The sequence below is a fragment of the Xanthomonas sp. A1809 genome (assembly GCF_017746015.1).
Taxonomy (GTDB): domain Bacteria; phylum Pseudomonadota; class Gammaproteobacteria; order Xanthomonadales; family Xanthomonadaceae; genus Xanthomonas; species Xanthomonas euvesicatoria.
Map to the genome: position 1 here is coordinate 1 of NZ_JAGHWZ010000002.1, position 2,047 is coordinate 2,047.

The following is a 2,047-nucleotide window of genomic DNA, read 5'->3' on the forward strand; positions in this document are numbered from 1 at the left end:
TGTGGGCAGGCATCGTCGTTGGGGAAGCGGGTGGCTTGGTCGGTAGCCAGTTCACAAGTATCATCCGGAATTCCATAAAGAATGCGGATCTAGAAAGTAAGGCGCTATCGACGAGGGTGTCAGCTGCTTCTGCAGATGCTGATAGTGAAGCAGGGGCGCCGCCCGCGGTGCGTTCTAATGGTGAAGCAAATATTGCGAACGGTGCAAAGCTACGCTCTGACCTCGCGACTAAAGAGCTTAGCTCGATTGCTGATCAAGATATTCGGTTGAAGGAGGCGATGATTGGAAGTGGGACCAGTAACCCGAATTTTGGTATCGGAACCGCAAATGCCCAGGAAGCAAATCGGTTAGGTATGACTTGGGTTGGCGATGGTGCGAGGCCCTTGTCCGACGGATCGGGATGGATTAGTGCTGATGGTACGAGAGTTTATAGGCCGCCCGCAGCTAAGCCTAAATCAAAAGAAGCTGTGACAGGGATTCAAGCAAATTTTGAACGATATGAAATAGATTCATACGGAAAAAAGAGTAGGATATCCAATGGGCATCTGGATATATATAAGGAATAAATAAATTATGAAGGCTAGATTGTTTGGGCTCCATTCAGACAACTGGGATCTTAAAAATGAGCAACCTGATGACCCAGGGTGCTTTAGTGAGGAGCTGAGGGCAGTAATTGGTCCAGAAGATTTTGAGGGTGGGGATAATTTCTTTATTGAGGTGTGCACGCCCGGCTGGATAAAGAAGAGGCATTATGGACCTACGTGGGGGAGATTTATGCTGATTGTTGAGAATTACGACTATGATGAAATACGTGAATTTATCTCCGAATATGTAGGAAGTTTTGAGGGCGCGGAATGGAATGAAATTGCAATAAAATTGTCTCGCGTAATGTCCTGGGAATTCGAGGATTACGTTCATTCTGAAAAAAATAATAATTCGTGAGATTCCTTCAAGTCCCGAGTTTTATGGGGGGCGCTTAGCGTAAGCTCCCCCGATCCGCAGACACCGCATAAGTAGATCTTTCTGGCTTGGTTCCCAAGTCAGGAGGTTCCATGCGCACATCGAAGTTCACCGCGACACAGATCATCGCCACGCTGAAGCAGGCCGACGCAGGCGGCCCAGTCAAAGACATCTGTCGCCAAGCCGGCATCAGCACGACGGCCTATTACCAGTGGAAGAGCAAGTACAGCGGCTTGGAGGCGTCCGAGCTGCGGCGGGTCAAGGAGCTCGAGTCCGAGAACGCCAAGCTCAAACGGATGTACGCCGAGTTGGCGCTCGACAACGCGGCAATGAAGGACCTGATCGCAAAAAAATTCTAGGGCCGGCGCGTAAACGCGAGGCGGTGCGGTTCCTTATCGAGGTCCACGCGCGGCCGTTGCGCCGGTCCTGTGCATGCGTCGGGCTGTCGCGTGCCGCCTGGTACGCACCGCCGCTGGACTGGACGGTGCGCGATGCCGAGCTGATTGCCGAGATCGCGCGTTACGTCGAAGCGCACCCCAGTCGTGGCTTCTGGAAGCGCAGCGACTACCTTCGCAAGCAGCAACCAGGCTGGAATCCCAAACGCATCTATCGCGTTTACAAGGCCATGAAGCTCAACCTGCGCCGCCCTGCAAAGCGTCGCCTTCCCAAGCGTGAGCGGGTGCCGCTCTACGTGCCGAGGCTGCCAGACACGGTCTGGTCGGTCGACTTCATGAGCGATGCGCTGGCATGCGGACGACGCTTTCGCACATTCAACGTGGTGGATGACTTCAATCGCGAGGCGCTACACATCGAGGTTGACACCTCGATCAACTCGCAACGGCTTGTGCGTGTCTTCGACCAGATCAAACGCGATCATGGCTTGCCGCAGGTGGTGCGCTCGGACAACGGCCCCGAGTTCCTGGGCGAAGCGTTCAGCGGCTGGCTCAAGACCAATGGCGTCGCACTGCAGTACATCCAGCCGGGAAAGCCAAATCAGAATGCCTTCATCGAGCGCTTCAATCGTACGTTCCGCGAGGAAGTGCTCGACCTGAATCTCTTCGCCTGCCGACGCCCCCCCGATTTTGAG

4 protein-coding genes are annotated in these 2,047 nt (G+C 54.1%); all 4 read left to right on the forward strand.

What is annotated here, in order from left to right:
- Positions 1 to 566: hypothetical protein (locus J7396_RS00520; RefSeq protein ID WP_209260798.1), on the forward strand; the 566-nt coding region annotated here is incomplete at its 5' end.
- Between the two features lie 7 nt (positions 567 to 573).
- On the forward strand, positions 574 to 942 hold the full coding sequence (locus tag J7396_RS00525) for an Imm8 family immunity protein (protein WP_008576064.1): 369 nt from the start codon (positions 574 to 576) through the stop codon (positions 940 to 942).
- Between the two features lie 110 nt (positions 943 to 1,052).
- Positions 1,053 to 1,319 (forward strand): transposase, encoded by a 267-nt coding sequence (locus tag J7396_RS22490; RefSeq protein ID WP_244669462.1) that lies wholly within the window; start codon positions 1,053 to 1,055, stop codon positions 1,317 to 1,319.
- 23 nt (positions 1,320 to 1,342) lie between these two features.
- Positions 1,343 to 2,047: DDE-type integrase/transposase/recombinase (locus J7396_RS00530; RefSeq protein WP_343237457.1), on the forward strand; the 705-nt coding region annotated here is incomplete at its 3' end.